This is a genomic window from Microbacterium meiriae (genome assembly GCF_040702565.1).
Lineage (GTDB): Bacteria > Actinomycetota > Actinomycetes > Actinomycetales > Microbacteriaceae > Microbacterium > Microbacterium meiriae.
Window position 1 is genome coordinate 472,408 of the sequence record NZ_JBFBLJ010000001.1, and the last position, 15,140, is coordinate 487,547.

Genomic DNA, 15,140 nt, shown 5'->3' on the forward strand with positions numbered 1-15,140 from the left:
CACCTGCGCGATAGGCTCGCCGGGTGGCGTCCTTCTCTTTCGGCACCGGCAACGCGGCCAAGCTGCTCCGGATCCCGCTGTACGCCCTCGGCCGTCTCGGCACCCTTCTCGTGCCGCGCGGTCCGCGCTGGGTCTTCGGGTGCGGCGCCGGCGTCGGGGACGGCGCCCTCGCCCTGCAGCGGTACGCAGCGGAGGCGGGCCATGACACCCTGTGGCTGGCCGGGTCCCCGCGCGAAGCGGCGGACGCCGCGGCCCTCGGTCTGCGGAGCGTGCCACGGGGCGGTCTGCGCGGCTGGTGGGCGACCGCGCGCGCCGGGGTGCTGATCGTGACCCACGGCCTCGGCGACGTGAACCGCTACGGCAACGGCGGCGCGTTCGTGGTGCAGCTCTGGCACGGCATCCCGCTCAAACGCATCGGCCTCGACTCTCCCGCCACGACCCAGGTGCCGGCCGTGCCCGGTGCGCCGGTCCTGCGTCGGCTCGTCGGCTGGATGTACCGGGGTGCCGCGCAGCGCATCCGGGTGCTCCCTGCCGCCTCGCACCGCGCCAGAGCACGCCTCGAGTCCGCGTTCGGGCTGGGCGATGATCGCGTGGTGGTGACCGGGGAGCCGCGTGTCGACGTGCTCTCGAGCGGTTCGCCCGAGGGACGCCGCGCCCATGCACGGGGGCTGCTCGCCGAGGCCGTGGGCGCGATCGGCGACACCGACCGGATCGTCCTCTACGCGCCGACCTGGCGCGACGGCGCTCCCGACCCGTCCGTCCCGACGGCTGAGGAATGGGTGCGGATCATCCGGGTGCTCGAATTCCACGACGCCGTCCTCCTCGTGCGCTCCCACCCCCTCGGCGACGGCAGCTACGCGCCGCCGGTGCCGACGACGCGGGTGCGGGCGCTGCCCAGCACGGTCGTCAGCGATGTGACGCCGGTGCTGCCCGCCGTCGACATCCTCATCACGGACTACTCGTCGCTCGCGTACGACGTGGGGCTCCTCGCCCTGCCGGTCGTCTTCCTCGCACCGGATGTCGCCGAGTACGCCCGCACCCGCGGCTTCTACGGCCGCTTCGAGGAGGTCGCCGCGTCCGGCGTCGCCACGGGGTGGGAAGACGCCCTCGTCCGGCTGGCGTCGCTGCTCGGCGATGCGGCCGCGTTCGACGAGGCCGCCGAGCGTTCCGCTACGCTCAGCGCGGAGATGCACGCGTTCCGTGACGGTCAGAACACTCGTCGGGTATACCGGGCGATCCGTGCGCGGGGGGTCCCCGCGCCGAAGGGAGCAGCATGACGACGGCCCGCATCGATGACACGGCACAGGCGCTGGTCATCGCAGGGACCGGGCAGCGTCCGGAGAGCGCCGAGCTCACCGGACCGCGGGCGCGGGTGAAGGCCCGCCTCACCGGTGGGGGGAAGACCTGGAAGGCGACGTTCGCGCTCCGCGCGTCGCGATGGGGCGGTCCGGAGCTGCCTCTGCCGTCCGGGGAGTACGACCTGCGGATCGACGGCGTCGATCCGGCCGAGCTGCGTCTCGCGCCGGTGCTCCTCCCGGGGGTGCGGATCGCCGTCGACGGTGCCGTCGTCCACATCGCGGCGCCCGTGGACCCCGTGTACGACACCGCCGAGGGGCGTTCCACGCTCGAGGAGCGCTACGTGGCGCAGGCAGGCGGCACCGAGAACGCCGTGTTCTTCGAGAGCTTCTACGGCCGGAGCGTCGGCTGCAACCCGCTCGCCATCGATCGGGAGCTCGCACGGCGCGCGCCGGGAGTGCGCCGGTACTGGAGCGTCGCCGACCTGTCGGTCGAGGTGCCGGACGGAGCGATCGCCGTGATCGAGGGCAGCCCGGAATGGTGGCACGCCCGCGGGGCCGCGCGCCTGCTCGTCGTGAACGACTGGCTGCGACGGCGCTTCGCGCGGAAGCCCGGGCAAAAGGTGCTGCAGACCTGGCATGGCACGCCCCTCAAGCGTCTGGCGCTGCACCGCCCCGGGTTCGATCCCCGGCGGATGGCGGCGGTGGTCAAGGAGTCCCGGCGGTGGGACGTGCTGCTCGCGCAGAACACGTACGCCGCGCGGATCCTGCGCAAGGCTTATGCGTTCTTCGGGCGGCCGATCTGGGTCGACGGCTATCCGCGCAACGATGCGCTGCGTACCGGGGACCCGGTCGCCGTCCGCGCGGCGCTCGGCATCGGGGCCGACGAGCGCGTCCTCCTCTACGCGCCGACCTGGCGCGACGACCGGGCGGAGATGGTCGACTTCGTCGATCCCGAACTCCTCGCGCGGCAGACGAACGCCGTCGTGCTGGTGCGCGGCCACTCGCGCACGCTGGGCGAGGGCAGGGATCGCGCCGGCGCCCGGGTGATCGATGTGACGGGCTACCCCGAGACGTCGCAGCTCCTGCTCGCCGCCGACGCCCTCGTCACGGACTACTCCTCCGTCATGTTCGACTTCTCGGTGACCGGCAAGCCGATGTACTTCCTCGTGCCCGACCTCGACCACTACCGCGGTCAGCTCCGCGGCTTCTACTTCGATCTGGCGGAGCGGGCGCCGGGGCCCTTGCTCGGTACGCAGGACGAACTCGTGGCCGCGCTGGAGGATGCGGGGCACCGGGAGAGGTACGCCGAGCGCTATGCCGCCTGGCAGCGGCAGTTCAACACCCTCGACGACGGTCGGGCCGCGCAGCGGGTGGTCGACCGGATCCTCGACCTCGGATTCGTCACGCCGTAGTCGTCGGACGTCAGGGCAGGGGGGTGTTCCGCGTGCCGAGCCGGGACGCGTCCACCGTGTCGCCGGCTCCGCGCAGCACGCCGCCGAGGAAGCCGAGACCCCACGAGAGGTGCATCGTGGGCAGCACGAGGAGCGTCCACAGGCGTTGCCGCACGCCGCCCCCGCCGGGAGCGAGGGCCACGCCGACCACGAGTAGCACGTAGAGCGCGAGCGGGACGTAGACCAGGCACGAGGCGATGAGGGAGGCGGTTCCCGACACCGCACCGGAGAGCTGCAAGGCCCCGAGGACCACGGCGAGTGCGACGAACAGCAGCAGGACCGGCGGCGCGAAGTAACGAAGACCGTTGCGACGACCGAAGCGCCGCACCAGCTCCCCTCGCCAGGCGCCGGTCGCGCGGAACTGCCTGGCCAGGCGCAGCCAGCTCTCGCGGGGCCAGTAGGTCACCGACAGCTCGGGGTCGAACCACACGCGGTGCCCGGCCTGGCGGATGCGCAGGTTCAGCTCCCAGTCCTCGCCGCGGCGGATCGTCTCGTCGAACAGACCGACCTCGTCGAGGACGTCCCGACGGATCACGCCGAGGTAGGCGGACTCCGCCTCTCCTTCGACGCGGCCGCCGTGATACGCCCCGCCGCCGAGGCCGACGGGGGAGTTGTACAGCCGGGCGACGGCCTTCTGGAAGGGCGTCCGGCCCTCGGCGTGCATGACGCCGCCGACGTTGGCGGCCCCCGTGCGCTGCAGGGTCTGCAGGGCCCTGGCCGCGTAGCCGGGAGCGAGCTCGGAGTGGGCATCGACCCGGATGACCGTGGGGTAGCGGCTGGCCCGGATCGCGGCGTTGAGGCCGACCGGGATGTGCGCGGCCGGGTTGTCCACGAGACGGATCCGGTCGTCGGCCGCGGCCAGTCGGCGGGCGAGGGCGGTGGTGCCGTCCGATGACGGTCCCAGCGCGAGGATGAGCTCGGCGGGGACGCCGACCTCCTGGGCGAGCACCGATGCGACGGCGTGCTCCAGGTAGGCGCGTTCGTTGAGCACCGGCATCACGAAGGACACCCCGGTGACGGGGGTGGGGGATCCGTTGGCTGGCACACGTCGATCATGTCACGCCGCTCCTGCCGCTCTCTCTCAGGCGGCGTCCGCCTGTCCGCCGCCGCGGATGCCGGGACAGGACGAACTATCCTGGAGGGATGGGTGCACTGTCTGACGCGAAGAAGGCCTACCGTCTCCTGCAGCGGGCGCTCGCTTCGCGCTCGGCGGTGCAGCGCGTCCGCCGCCGGCTGGCGGATCAGGTGCCGTACCCGGCCGAGCACTTCCAGGTCGCGGTGTACTTCGCGGACGGCGCCGTGAACATGTACCAGATGCGGCAGTGGTACCGCCCGCTGGCCGCGCTCGCCGAGCGGTGGCCCGTCGTGGTGCTGGCACGCCAGGCGACCGGCGCGGAGAAGCTCCTCGAGGAGGACGGCCCGCCCGTCGCCTTCGTGCCGAAGGTGCGCGATCTCGAGCGCTTCGTGGCCACGCAGGACATCCGCGTGGTGCTGTACGTGAACCAGAACACCCGCAACTTCCAGATGTTCCGGTACGGCCGCCGGTGGCACGTGTTCATCAACCACGGCGAGTCCGACAAGATGTACATGACCACGAATCAGTACAAGGCCTACGACTACGCCTTCGTCGCCGGTCAGGCGGCGAGGGACCGGCTGTCGCGGACGCTGTGGGACTACGACGTGGAGAGCCGGACGATCGAGATCGGACGCCCCCAGGCGGACCACTATTCCGGCTCGCTCCCGTACACACCGGACGACCGTCTCGTCGTGCTGTACGCGCCGACCTGGGAGGGAGACCGGCCCAGCGCGCACTACGGCTCCATCGCCTCGCACGGCGAGCGCCTCGTGGCGCGACTCCTCGCGACGGGGGAGCACCGCGTCATCTACCGTCCGCACCCGCGAAGCGGTGTCGTCGACGAGGCCTACGGGGCGGCGCACAGGCGCATCATCGCGGCCATCGCCGCCGCGAACGCGGCCGATCCGACCGCCCAGCATGTGTTTGACGACGGTCCGGAGCTCGGATGGCAGCTGGCCGCCGCCGACGTCGCCGTCGTGGACATCTCGGCCATGGTGTACGACCGCCTCGCGGCGGGAAAGCCGCTCATGATCACGCGACCGGTCGACGAGGAGGCCGCCGTCGACACCACCGGCTACCTCTCGGACTGCGAGTGGCTGTCCGCAGAGGCGGCGGACGACATCGTCGCCGAGGTGGAGCGCGTGCGGCAGGACGAGGCGGCCGTCGCGCGGCTGCAGATGTGGGTGCGCCACTACTTCGGCGACACCACCCCCGGTGTCGCGACGCAGAAGTTCCACGCGGCCGTCGACCGTCTCATGGGGGAGTGGGAGCGGTGGCGCGATCGCGAGATCGGCGCCGTCCGCGGTGACGCGGACGATGACGACGACGAAGCCGACGACGAGGACGTATGAGGGGCGACTTCCCGCGCTCCGCCGCGCTCGCACCGCGTCTCGAGGTCGTCGACGCGGCGGGGTCGACGAACGCCGACCTCCGTGGACACGCCGACGACGCCGACGGCTGGCCGCACCTCTCGGTCCTCCTGACCCGGCACCAGACTGCCGGACGGGGGCGACTGGATCGCCGGTGGGTGGCCCCGGCGGGGTCGGCGCTCGCGGTGAGCGTCCTCCTCCGCGATCTGCCCGCCGAACCCGCGGTGCGAGGCTGGATCCCGCTCGCCGCCGGAGCGGCCATGACCGAGGCCGTCGCCGCGCAGCTGCCCGCCGCCACCGTCGCCCTCAAGTGGCCGAACGACGTCCTCGTCGACGGCCGCAAGATCTGCGGCATCCTCGCCGAGGCGACCCCGCACGCTGTCATCGTCGGCGCGGGGGTCAACACGTCCATGACCGCGACGCAGCTTCCGGTGCCCACGGCCACCTCGTTCGCCGTGCACGGCGTGGTCGTCGACGAGGACGAGCTGCTCCACTCCTACCTCTCGGCGCTCGACGGTCACCTGACCGCGCTCACCGCGGCGGACGACGCGATCGCGAGCGGTCTCCATGCGGCGGTCGCCGCACGGTGCGCGACGGTGGGACAGGCCGTGCGGGTCTCGCTCCCCGGCGGCTCCCTGCTCGACGGCACGGCCGTCGGCATCGACGCCGAGGGACGCCTGCGCGTCGAGGCGGAGGGCACCGTGCACGCGGTCTCGGCCGGCGACGTCGTGCACGTCCGCCCCGCGTGAGGCGGGGACACGCCGCCGCACGGACGGTGTTGTCGGCGATCCCGGGCACAATGGGGGTGTGACCCAGCCCGTGACGCTCGGCGGACGCCCGCTGATGCCGCCGCCCGGCACTCCCGCCGAGGAGTTGCTGATCGCGCGCTTCCGTGGCCACGCGCGTCGGCTCTTCTGGTCGGCGCTCGTGCTCATCGCCGTCTTCGGGGCCACCGCCTACTTCTACGGCAACCTGCCGGCCGGCTTCGAGGACTGGATGCTGCTCGCGGCTGCCGGGACCGTCGTCCTCGTCGCCGTCGTGATCCCCTTCATCGTCTGGTACTCCCGGACGACGACGATCACGACCCGTCGCGTCATCGCCGCCCAGGGCCTGGGCGCGCGCAACCGCCGCGAGATGTCGCACGCACGCGGTTACACGATCGGCGTCCGTCGCGGCCCGCTGCAGCGGATGTGGGGCTGCGGGACCATCACGCTCTCGAACGGCGTGGACGCGCCTCTGCGTCTGGTGAACGTGCCGAACGTCACCCTCGTGCACGAGACCCTCGCCGACCAGATCGAGGTCGGTCAGATCCTCGCCCACCGCGACGCCCAGGCGAGCGGCGACGACTTCGCCTGAGCGCGGCCGACGTGCCCGGTCCGTCCGGGGCGCACCTGCGTTCCCCGGGCGCTCGCGCGTGCGGAAGAATGGGCATGACGAATGGAGGCGGCACATGGCGCTGCGCGTGGGCGTGATCGGCGGAGGACAGCTGGCACGGATGATGATCGCTCCGGCGGTCGAGCTCGGTCTCGATCTGCGGGTGCTCGCCGAAGAGGAGGGTATGGCCGCGGGCCTCGCCGCCACAGCGGTGGGTGACTACCGTGACCTCGAGACCGTGCGTGCCTTCGCCGCCGACGTCGACGTCATCACGTTCGACCACGAGCATGTGCCGCAGGACGTGCTCCGCGCTCTCGTCGCCGAGGGCGTCGCCGTGCACCCCGGCCCGGATGCGCTCCAGTTCGCCCAGGACAAGCTCGTCATGCGCTCCCGGCTGGCGGAGCTCGGCGTGCCGCAGCCCGAGTGGGCTCCGGTCCGCTCCGCTGACGACCTGCAGCGCTTCCTCGACGAGCACGACGGTGCCGCGGTGGTCAAGACGCCGCGGGGCGGGTACGACGGCAAGGGTGTGCGGGTCGTGCGCTCGGGCGCCGAAGCGCAGGACTGGCTCGATGCGCTGCAGGGCTCTGACGCCCTGCTCGTCGAGGAGCTCGTCCCCTTCGTCCGCGAGCTCGCCCAGCAGGTCGCACGCCGACCCGGGGGAGAGATGATCCCGTATCCGGTCGTCGAGACGGTGCAGCGCGACGGCGTCTGCGCCGAGGTGATCGCCCCGGCGCCCGCGGCGACCGAGCGTCTCGCCGAGGTCGCTGAGGACATCGGCCGTCGTATCGCGGAGGGCCTGGGCGTGACCGGGATGCTCGCGGTCGAGCTCTTCGAGACGGACGACGAGCGCATCCTCGTGAACGAGCTCGCCATGCGACCGCACAACAGCGGACATTGGAGCCAGGACGGAGCCGTCACCGGACAGTTCGAGCAGCATCTGCGTGCCGTGGCGGATCTGCCACTGGGGAACACCCAGCCCCGCGCGGCCTGGTCGGTCATGGTGAACATCCTCGGCGGCCCGACGGACGGCACTCTCGGAGACCGTTTCGAGGCGGCGATGACCGCGCACCCCGATGCCAAGATCCACACGTACGGCAAGGCGCCGCGGCCCGGCCGCAAGGTGGGGCACGTGAACGTCGCCGGGGACGACCTCGACGACGCGGTGTACGAGGCCAGGGCCGCCGCAGCGGCCTTCGCCTGAGGATTCCCGCGGCGGCACACGGAAAAGACGTGTGCCGCTCGGGGGTTCTCCCAGCGCGAGACCGTAGCCTGATCTGGTGACCGAGCCACTGCACTCCTCCGCCGCTCCTCTGGTCGGCGTCGTCATGGGATCCGACTCCGACTGGCGCGTCATGAGCGACGCGTCCCAAGCGCTCACCGACTTCGGGGTCCCTCACGAGGTCGAGGTGGTCTCGGCCCACCGTACGCCGGACAAGCTCATGTCGTACGCGCGTGAGGCGCGGTCTCGTGGCCTGCGCGTCATCATCGCGGGCGCCGGCGGTGCCGCCCACCTGCCCGGCATGCTCGCGTCGATGACGGCGCTCCCGGTCATCGGCGTCCCCGTGCCGCTCGCGTACCTGGACGGCATGGACTCCCTGCTGTCGATCGTGCAGATGCCCGCGGGTATCCCGGTCGCGACGGTGTCGATCGGCGGCGCGCGCAACGCCGGCCTGCTCGCGGCCCGGATCCTCGCTGCCGCGGACGACGATCTGGCGGACCGCGTCGAGGCCTACGCCGCCGACCTCGAGGCGCAGGTCGAGGAGAAGAACGATCGGCTGAAGGGCTCGCTGTGACCCTTGCGCCCCCGCGCGCGACACGACGTCCGCTCATCGAGACGCGGCCGCTGCGACACCCGGACCCGGCCGATCCGGGCCTCATGTCGAAGCGCGCCTGGTGGCTCGTCGGGCTCAACCTCCTCATCCCGGGCTCCGCGCAGGTGCTCGCGGGCAATCGCCGCCTGGGCAGGTTCGGACTCGGCGTCACGCTGACGACGTGGGTCCTGGCCGTCGTCGCCCTCGCCCTCGCCCTCTTCGCGCGCCCCGTCTTCCTCTGGCTCACGATCGGCGGTGGCTTCGTGTCGGCGGTGCTGCTCACCCTCGTGCAGGTGCTGCTCGTGGGTGTCGTGGTGCTCTGGATCGTCCTCACCTTCGACACGCTCCGGCTCGTCCGTCTGGTCAAGGTCCCCGCGCCGTCGCGCTTCGTCCTCCCGGTCGTCGCCCTCCTCCTGTTGGGGCTGGTCGGCGGCATGACCGGGTACGCGGCCACGGCGGTGGGCTCGGTGCGGGGCAGCGTCGGGGCCATCTTCGGGCAGAGCGGGCCGAGCCTGCCGCCCAGCGACGGCTACTACAACATCCTGCTGCTCGGCGCGGACAGTGGAGACGGTCGCGACTCGATGCGGTTCGACAGCATCTCCGTCGTCTCCGTCAATGCCGAGACCGGCGCGGTCACCATCACCGGCATCCCCCGTGAGCTCCCGCATGCGCCGTTCAGCGACGGCAGCCCGATGCAGGAGCTGTATCCCGACGGCTTCCAGGGACAGGGCTCGTCCACCTGCGGCTGGAACGGCTGGATGAACCATGTGCGCAACGCCGCGGAGGTGTGCCGGGAGGACAAGGGGACCGGGCTCTATCCGGACGCGGACGCCACGGGCTCGGCACCGGGCATCGAGGCGACCAAGGACGCCGCGGAGGGCGTGCTCGGCATCGAGATCCCGTACTACGTGTTCGTCGACATGCACGGCTTCGCCGACCTCGTGGACGCCCTCGGCGGCGTGGACATCGCCGTCACCGAGCGCCTCCCCAAGGGCGGTCCGCCCGAGGGGTGGTCCGGGACCGACGTGAACGAGTGGGCGATCGGGTGGATCGAGCCCGGGCAGCAGCACATGGATGGCGACACCGCGCAGTGGTACGCCCGCTCGCGGTACACGACCAGCGACTGGGACCGCATGAAGCGGCAGCGCGAGCTGCAGGAGGCGATCCTCGCCCAGTTCACGCCGCAGACCGTGCTCACGCGTTTCAACGAGGTGGCTGCCGCGGGCACGGCGCTCATCGACACGGATCTTCCGCAGGGCAAGCTGCCGGAGTTCTTCGATCTCATGCTCAAGGCCAAGGAGCAGCCGGTCCAGACGGTCGAACTGACGCCGGAGAACGGTGTCGACGAGTTCGACCCGAACTACGACTTCATCCACGAGCTCATGCAGCAGAAACTGCATCCGCCGACGGAGACCCCTACCCCCGCCCCGTGAGTCCGCAGGGAACGACGCAGCCCACGGGCGATGTTCCCGGGAACATCGCCCGTGGGCCGTCCGGTGCATGACCGGATTCGCCAGACGACGGTGATCGGAGGGGGAGGGATCACCGTCGTCCAGCCGGCCACCGCGCAAGGCGGCGACCTGGCTCAGGCGCGCGTGCGGCGCGCGACTCAGGCGCGCTTGCGGCGCGCGGCTCCGACGGCGACGAGGCCACCACCGGCGACCAGAGCGACTGCCCCGCCGCCGATGATCCAGGGCGAAACCGATCCACCGGTGAGGGCGAGCTCCGTGCCGCCGGTGAGCGGAAGCTCGGTCCCGGCGGGCGCGGCGGTGCCGGGATCGTGATCGCAGCTCGAGGCAGCGGCGTTCCCGTGCGACACCGTCACCGTGGCGGTGTAGGCCCGGGAACCGGCGAAGTCGAGGGCGTAGGAGCCCTGGCCGTCGGAGGGCGGGCGGAACGTGACCGTCAGGCTGCCGTCGGATGCGGCGGTGTTGCCCGAGATGGCGGCGGCGCCGGCGTTCTGCCCCGAGACGGACACGCCGACGGTTTCGGACGGCTCGAAGTACCCGGCGCCGAAGGCGACGGTCGAGACCTCACAGGTGTCGATGATCGCGTCGCCCACCTTCGCGCCCGGAGGCGAGGGATAGGAGTCGCTCGGCGCCGCAGAGGCGACGGTCGGCGCGGCCAGGATGAGCGCGCCAGCGGTAAGGCTGATGGCAGCCAGTTTCTTCAGCATGATTTCTCCCCAGAATTTCACGCGGAATCGCCTCCGGACACACCCCTGCGTCCGACTGCGCGAGGCCCTCTGCCCCCACGGCAGGTTCACGGACCCCGGTTATTCCCCAGTGAGATGACAGTACCTCATCCGTCGGCGATTGTCACGAGCCGCACTGCAGGGTGTCGCGGGTCAGCTTCGGGCCGACGATCAACGGGGTGTGCTGCACCTCGGTGAGGCGCGCTCCGGCGCCGTCGCCCTGGAACTCCACGGTGATCGTGGTGGAGGCGCCAGGGGCGAGGAGCACCTCGTGCTGCACCACGGAGCGATCGCCGATGGTGGTCGTCTGCACGCCCTCCTCCGTGCCGTCCCGGTCGATGTGCGACGGCAGGGCACCTTCCGGACCGTAGACGGCGATCAGGGTGCGCACGCTGCCGGCCGGCACGCCGTACACGCCGTCGCCGGTGACGTACGGGGGCAGGGAGGTGGCGGCGTCGGCGGGGGCCGTGTTCGACCACGTGACGCGCACCTGGGTCGTCGGCACCCCTGCGCAGGTGCCCACCGCCGTCGCGATGGACGCGCGGGTGTAATAGTCCATCTTCCCGCCGGTGCCGTCGTTCATCAGGACGCCGACCACCGCGGCGTCCTCGTCATCCTGCGGCATGGCGCCGCCGAGCGCGCTGGCGGCGAGGAGCGACTCCTCCGCCTCATGCGCGCTCCAGATCCGGATGCGGCCTTCGCCGGCGGCGTCGGCGAGCGCGCGGACGAGGGCCTGCGGCTCGGCATGGGACAGAGCAGCCGAGAACAGTCCGCCGGCGGCCTGAGCGAAGATCGCGTCCTGAGCCGCGGGATCGGGGATCGCTGCGTAGATCTCGGAGAGGAGCAGGTCGGTCACGGTCTCCGCGGTCGCCGTGAACGGCCCGAAGGACAGGTCTCCGGTGGCCCGCATGAGGTGCGCGGCCACCACGGCGTCCACCGCGATCACCCCGTCGACCTTTCCCCCGTACCGCCCTTCCCACCGGGCGGCGATGGTCTGCCCGGCCTCCCGGAAATCGGGGATGCTGGTGATGTTCTGCAGATAGCGGCCGGGGCGGTCCTCGAAGAGCGCGACGGTGCTGTCGCTGAGCGGGAGCGCCGTGTCCAGCGGGGGGAAGTCGCGCGTCGACGCCTGCCGCTGCAGCGTGACCTTGCCGTTCTCCGCGCGCAGGAGCGCGATCGATCCGATGATGCCGCCCGATGACCGCAGCTCGGCGTTGTTCTGCATCGCGAGCACGTAGGTGCGCGGGCCCTCACCCCCGAGCATGGTCGGCAGCAGGACGGAGGCGCCGTGCAGCGCGCCGACGGCCGTCGCAGCCTGGGTGACGGCCCCGCGCATCTCCCGGACGGCGTCGGCCAGAGGGGGGAGGGTGGCGTCGGCATCGATGCGCCGCGCCCGCTCCTCCGCGGCAGCCAAGGCCGAGCTCGCGGTGCCGAGTGGCTTCTCGACGGTCGCGAAAGGGGCGAGGTCGATCGCCCCGCCCGCGAAGCCGAGGCTCGTGAGGTCGACGTCGTCGGCGACGTCGAGCAGCGGACCGAGGGCGTCAGTGGAGACATCGTCGGCGATCTCGGCGACGTCGCTCACCGCGCGGAAGTTCGGGCCGATCCAGGGCAGCACACCGAACGCCTGCCAGATCGGGTCCCCGGTCAGCGACCGGGCCGACTCCGCGTTGCGGGAGATGCGGTCGGCGATCGGGGCTGCTCCGTCGAGATCGCCGTCGGCGATGGACTGCTTGAGCTGACTGGTCGCTTTCGCGATCTGCTGGAGGTTGTCGACCGCGCCGATGCCGCGCACCGTGACCCAGCCCAGCGCGAGGACGAGGAACACGAGGACGAGGCCGACGGTCCACCCGACCCATCGGCGGCGGACGGGAAGGCGACCATCGCTCACCCTGGCATTCAAGCACGGCGAAGCTGCCTGCCGCGCTCCCGATGCTGTGGGAACGCTGAGTAGCGGTGCGGACAGGTGATGCGCTCCCGGGGTCGTCGGCATCCCGCGGTTAGCCTGATCGCATGGGTGCTCGACTGCGTGTTGTTCTGGATCAGCTCGTGCACGTCGTCGACCCCGATCAGGCGGCGGCATCGCGAGATCTCGCCGCCGGGCTCGTCCAGACGGCGCCGCCGAACTGCACGGTCGATGCGATCGTGCCGTCGGGGGCGGACGTCGACCTGCGCGGCATCGGAGAGGTGCGCGCCCTCGCGGTCGGACGCCGCGAGCTCGCCGCGTCCTGGCAACTCGGTATCGCCCCTGGCGTCGGCGGCGGCCTCATCCACGCGCCGACGCTGCTCGCCCCACTGGTCCGCCACGACCGGGTGCACGACAACGATCAGACCACCGTCACGCTGTGGGACCTGCGGGCCTGGGAGGCGCCGTCTCAGCTGTCGCGCGGCGCCGTCGCCTGGCAACGAGGCATGCTCCGACGTGCCGTGAAACACGCAGATGCCGTGGTCGTTCCGTCCCACTCCATGGCGGAGCGCCTGTCCGGTCTCGCGAAGCTCGGTGACCGCATCCGCGTGATCGCCGGCGCGCCACCTCAGGACCTCCGGCGTCCCGCGGACGTCGCCTCGCGTCGGGACGACCTCGGTGTCCCCGCGGACTACCTCGTCCTCTCCGGGCCGGAGGACGCGCTGGCCGCCGGTTTCCGCGGCGCCGTCGCGGCGAACCTCGACGCCGTGGTGATCGGAGCGGCCGAGGGGGCGGAACCGCGAATCGCCGAGATCGCCGCCGCCGCCGGGCTGCCCGAGCGGCGCGCGCACATCCGGGGGACGCTCGAGGTCTCGGATCGCGCCGCCGTCGTCGCCGGGGCGCGCGTCTTCGTGTCGACCGATGCCGTCTCCGGATGGCCGTGGCGTGCCGTGGAGGCGATGTCGCTCGGCGTCCCCGTGGTCGCCGTGGAGTCCGGGTGTCATCACGACGTCCTCGCCGACGGGGGAGCGGTGGTCAGCGAGAGTGCTCTGCCGGAGGCCGTGGAGGACGCGGCGACGACAGGGAGGGAGCGCCTGCGCGTGCTCGCCGCCGACCGGTCGCGGGCGTTCTCCTGGGCGAGTTCGGCGGAGCGCGTGTGGAGTCTGCACGCGGACCTCTGATCACCTGAACGCCAGCTTCGCATCGGCGCGACACGCCGAGAGCTGATCGCATTTCTGTGGCAACAGTGGCATCATCCCGCAACTTCCGTCACACTGGTCACATGTCTCGACGTGCCCCACGCTCTCGAAACACCACGAAGGTCACCCGCCTTCTCACCTGTTTCCTCGCTGCCTCCGCCCTGGTGATCGGCACGGTGGTCCCCGCCACCGCCGCCTCCGCCGCGACCTCCGTCGCACCGACCGTCGCGCGTACCGCCGCCGATCCCGCGCAGACCGGGCTGGCCAAGACCACTCTGGTCGGGTTCACGCCGGGCAACATCATCAGCGACGCCGTGTTCACCAACAAGAGCACGATGACCGAAGCGCAGATCCAGACCTTCTTCAACAGCAAGGTCTCTCGCTGCCTCGGCGGACGGGACGAGAACAACGAGCCGATCGTCTGTCTCAAGGACTTCCGCATGAACACGGTCACCCGTCCGGGGGACCAGTACTGCAGCGGATACTCCGGTGCTGCGAACGAGTCCGCTGCGCGCATCATCTATCGCGTGGCCCAGGCCTGCAACATCAACCCGCAGGTGCTCATCGTCATGCTCCAGAAGGAGCAGGGGCTCGTGACCCACACCTGGCCGAGCGCCTGGCGGTACCGGATCGCGCTCGGGCAGGGCTGCCCGGACACCGCGCCGTGCGACCCGAACTACATCGGCTTCTTCCACCAGATCTACGGTGCCGCGCGCCAGATGCAGATCTACATGGAGGGCAAGTGGTTCCAGTGGTACGCGCCGGGGCGCACCTGGAACATCCTCTACAACCCCAACAGCTCCTGCGGATCCTCGCCGGTCTACGTCGCGAACAAGGCGACGTCCGCGCTGTACTACTACACGCCGTACCAGCCGAACGCCGCAGCGCTGCGGGCCGGCTACGGAAAGGGTGACGGGTGCTCCGCGTACGGTAACCGGAACTTCTACAACTACTTCACGGACTGGTTCGGCTCGACCCAGAAGCCGGTGGTGGACCCGCTCGGCGACATCCGTCGCCTGCACACCTCGCTCGGCGGGGCGACCGGCGTTCTCGGCGCCGCGAAGACGACTCCGGCCTGTACGGCAACGACCGCGCGGTGCACCGTGACGTACGTCAACGGCATCATCACCTGGACGAAGGCGCTCGGCGCGCGACAGGTCTACGGTGAGGTGTATAAGGAGTACACGGCTCAGGGCGGTCTCGGGGGAAAGCTCGGATACCCGAAGACCACGCCCACGGCTGTCACGGACCCGAACGGTGGCGGGACCGCGCAGCAGTTCGACGCCGGGTGGGTTCATTCGTCGGTGGCGGGGACGTTCGCGTCGTCGAACACGATCATGACCGCGTACAGCAAGGCGGGATGGTTGCGTGGCAAGCTCGGGTGGCCGGCGGGTGTGGAGACGTGCTCGGCGACGTCGTGTGTGCAGGCGTTCCAGGGCGGCTCGATCGGTTATCAGAAGGGGAA

At 71.4% G+C, this 15,140-nt stretch carries 13 protein-coding genes; 10 read left to right on the forward strand and 3 right to left on the reverse strand.

From position 1 onward, the window contains the following. Positions 1 to 23 precede the first annotated feature (23 nt). Together AB0310_RS02240 and AB0310_RS02245 are read left to right on the forward strand one after the other, a co-directional pair. Positions 24 to 1,277, forward strand: a complete 1,254-nt coding sequence (locus AB0310_RS02240) for a CDP-glycerol glycerophosphotransferase family protein (RefSeq protein WP_366236496.1) — start codon at positions 24 to 26, stop codon at positions 1,275 to 1,277. After that, on the forward strand, positions 1,274 to 2,710 hold the full coding sequence (locus tag AB0310_RS02245; protein WP_366236497.1) for a CDP-glycerol glycerophosphotransferase family protein: 1,437 nt from the start codon (positions 1,274 to 1,276) through the stop codon (positions 2,708 to 2,710). Before AB0310_RS02240 ends, AB0310_RS02245 begins: the two co-directional genes overlap by 4 nt. A 10-nt stretch (positions 2,711 to 2,720) precedes the next feature. On the opposite strand, the gene AB0310_RS02250 is transcribed toward AB0310_RS02245, so the two are convergent. Then, positions 2,721 to 3,746 carry a glycosyltransferase gene (locus tag AB0310_RS02250; protein WP_187664124.1) on the reverse strand — a complete coding sequence of 342 codons (1,026 nt, stop codon included), beginning with the start codon at positions 3,744 to 3,746 and terminating at the stop codon, positions 2,721 to 2,723. Between the two features lie 146 nt (positions 3,747 to 3,892). Between AB0310_RS02250 and AB0310_RS02255 the strand changes: the two genes are divergently transcribed. The 6 genes from AB0310_RS02255 (at position 3,893) to AB0310_RS02280 (ending at position 9,812) form a co-directional block, all read left to right on the forward strand. After that, positions 3,893 to 5,176 (forward strand): CDP-glycerol glycerophosphotransferase family protein, encoded by a 1,284-nt coding sequence (locus tag AB0310_RS02255; protein ID WP_366236498.1) that lies wholly within the window; start codon positions 3,893 to 3,895, stop codon positions 5,174 to 5,176. Beyond that, positions 5,173 to 5,943, forward strand: coding sequence for a biotin--[acetyl-CoA-carboxylase] ligase (locus AB0310_RS02260; protein ID WP_366236499.1), 771 nt, complete (start codon positions 5,173 to 5,175; stop codon positions 5,941 to 5,943). The genes AB0310_RS02255 and AB0310_RS02260 overlap by 4 nt, the downstream gene beginning before the upstream one ends. Positions 5,944 to 6,037: 94 nt before the next feature. Then, positions 6,038 to 6,550: a PH domain-containing protein gene (locus AB0310_RS02265; RefSeq protein WP_259953269.1), complete on the forward strand. Its 513-nt coding sequence runs from the start codon at positions 6,038 to 6,040 to the stop codon at positions 6,548 to 6,550. A 94-nt stretch (positions 6,551 to 6,644) separates the two neighbouring features. Then, positions 6,645 to 7,769 (forward strand): 5-(carboxyamino)imidazole ribonucleotide synthase, encoded by a 1,125-nt coding sequence (locus AB0310_RS02270; RefSeq protein ID WP_259953161.1) that lies wholly within the window; start codon positions 6,645 to 6,647, stop codon positions 7,767 to 7,769. A gap of 124 nt (positions 7,770 to 7,893) precedes the next feature. Next, positions 7,894 to 8,361, forward strand: coding sequence for a 5-(carboxyamino)imidazole ribonucleotide mutase (gene purE, locus AB0310_RS02275; RefSeq protein WP_259953271.1), 468 nt, complete (start codon positions 7,894 to 7,896; stop codon positions 8,359 to 8,361). Then, complete coding sequence (locus AB0310_RS02280; protein WP_366236500.1) at positions 8,358 to 9,812, forward strand: LCP family protein; 1,455 nt, start codon at positions 8,358 to 8,360, stop codon at positions 9,810 to 9,812. The genes purE and AB0310_RS02280 overlap by 4 nt, the downstream gene beginning before the upstream one ends. Positions 9,813 to 9,988: 176 nt before the next feature. Here the strand turns inward: AB0310_RS02280 and AB0310_RS02285 are convergent, their stop codons facing one another. Then, a complete protein-coding gene (locus AB0310_RS02285) occupies positions 9,989 to 10,555 on the reverse strand; it encodes an LAVTG motif-containing sortase-dependent surface protein (protein ID WP_085607080.1) in 567 nt (188 codons plus the stop codon). A gap of 142 nt (positions 10,556 to 10,697) precedes the next feature. After that, on the reverse strand, positions 10,698 to 12,461 hold the full coding sequence (locus AB0310_RS02290; RefSeq protein WP_366236501.1) for a DUF4012 domain-containing protein: 1,764 nt from the start codon (positions 12,459 to 12,461) through the stop codon (positions 10,698 to 10,700). Positions 12,462 to 12,583: 122 nt separating this feature from the next. Here AB0310_RS02290 and AB0310_RS02295 point away from each other — a divergent pair, with 122 nt between their 5' ends. Next, complete coding sequence (locus tag AB0310_RS02295; protein ID WP_366236502.1) at positions 12,584 to 13,657, forward strand: glycosyltransferase; 1,074 nt, start codon at positions 12,584 to 12,586, stop codon at positions 13,655 to 13,657. A 101-nt stretch (positions 13,658 to 13,758) separates the two neighbouring features. Continuing rightward, positions 13,759 to 15,140 (forward strand): LGFP repeat-containing protein (locus AB0310_RS02300; protein ID WP_522727327.1); only part of this gene is annotated, 1,382 nt, incomplete at its 3' end.

What these genes read in the sequence shown, in the direction of transcription:
- AB0310_RS02245 (WP_366236497.1), top strand. Translation starts at nt 1,274, where the DNA reads ATGACGACGGCCCGCATCGATGACACGGCACAGGCGCTGGTCATCGCA.
- AB0310_RS02250 (WP_187664124.1), bottom strand. Translation starts at nt 3,746, where the DNA reads ATGCCGGTGCTCAACGAACGCGCCTACCTGGAGCACGCCGTCGCATCG.
- AB0310_RS02255 (WP_366236498.1), top strand. Translation starts at nt 3,893, where the DNA reads ATGGGTGCACTGTCTGACGCGAAGAAGGCCTACCGTCTCCTGCAGCGG.
- AB0310_RS02260 (WP_366236499.1), top strand. Translation starts at nt 5,173, where the DNA reads ATGAGGGGCGACTTCCCGCGCTCCGCCGCGCTCGCACCGCGTCTCGAG.
- AB0310_RS02265 (WP_259953269.1), top strand. Translation starts at nt 6,038, where the DNA reads ATGCCGCCGCCCGGCACTCCCGCCGAGGAGTTGCTGATCGCGCGCTTC.
- AB0310_RS02270 (WP_259953161.1), top strand. Translation starts at nt 6,645, where the DNA reads ATGGCGCTGCGCGTGGGCGTGATCGGCGGAGGACAGCTGGCACGGATG.
- purE (WP_259953271.1), top strand. Translation starts at nt 7,894, where the DNA reads ATGGGATCCGACTCCGACTGGCGCGTCATGAGCGACGCGTCCCAAGCG.
- AB0310_RS02285 (WP_085607080.1), bottom strand. Translation starts at nt 10,555, where the DNA reads ATGCTGAAGAAACTGGCTGCCATCAGCCTTACCGCTGGCGCGCTCATC.
- AB0310_RS02295 (WP_366236502.1), top strand. Translation starts at nt 12,584, where the DNA reads ATGGGTGCTCGACTGCGTGTTGTTCTGGATCAGCTCGTGCACGTCGTC.